A 435-nucleotide genomic window follows, 5' to 3' on the forward strand; every position below is an offset into this window, starting at 1 on the left:
GGCCAGGTGATGGAGCGCTACCACTCAACGGCTGGCGATCCGCCTCGGCGCGATGCTGACGTAAAGCGGCAGGAGGCCCAGGAACTGGACGAACTTGTTCAGCAATTCCTGGCCGGCGGCGGTCAGATCGAGAAAGTCGGGTACAAGATGCGCGAGCTGCCGGACACTTTCGTCATCAATCCCATGAAGACGCCGGTATACAACGGAGCCCTGGCCGAGAATTCGTCGCTCAAAGCGAAGCCTGCCGCGCCACGTACGCAAGCCAAGACCGAGCCCCAGCGCTCCCCAGCGCCCTTGCCGGCTTTACAGCCGGCTCCTGGCGTGAACCCGAAGGTCTGGTTGAGCCGGATGATCAAAGCCCAGGCGCTGCTGGCTGCGCAGACGGCCAGGCTCGCTCGCGAATTGGGCGTCAGCGATGCTGAGCTGCGCCGGCTG

Annotated in this window: 1 protein-coding gene; it reads left to right on the top strand. The window is 64.4% G+C overall.

Features of this window, described 5'->3' with window-relative positions:
* Nucleotides 1-435: hypothetical protein (locus tag HMPREF2924_RS29205; protein ID WP_218189338.1), on the top strand; the 435-nt coding region annotated here is incomplete at both ends.

The sequence above is a fragment of the Pseudomonas sp. HMSC063H08 genome, assembly GCF_001813645.1.
Taxonomy (GTDB): domain Bacteria; phylum Pseudomonadota; class Gammaproteobacteria; order Pseudomonadales; family Pseudomonadaceae; genus Pseudomonas; species Pseudomonas aeruginosa.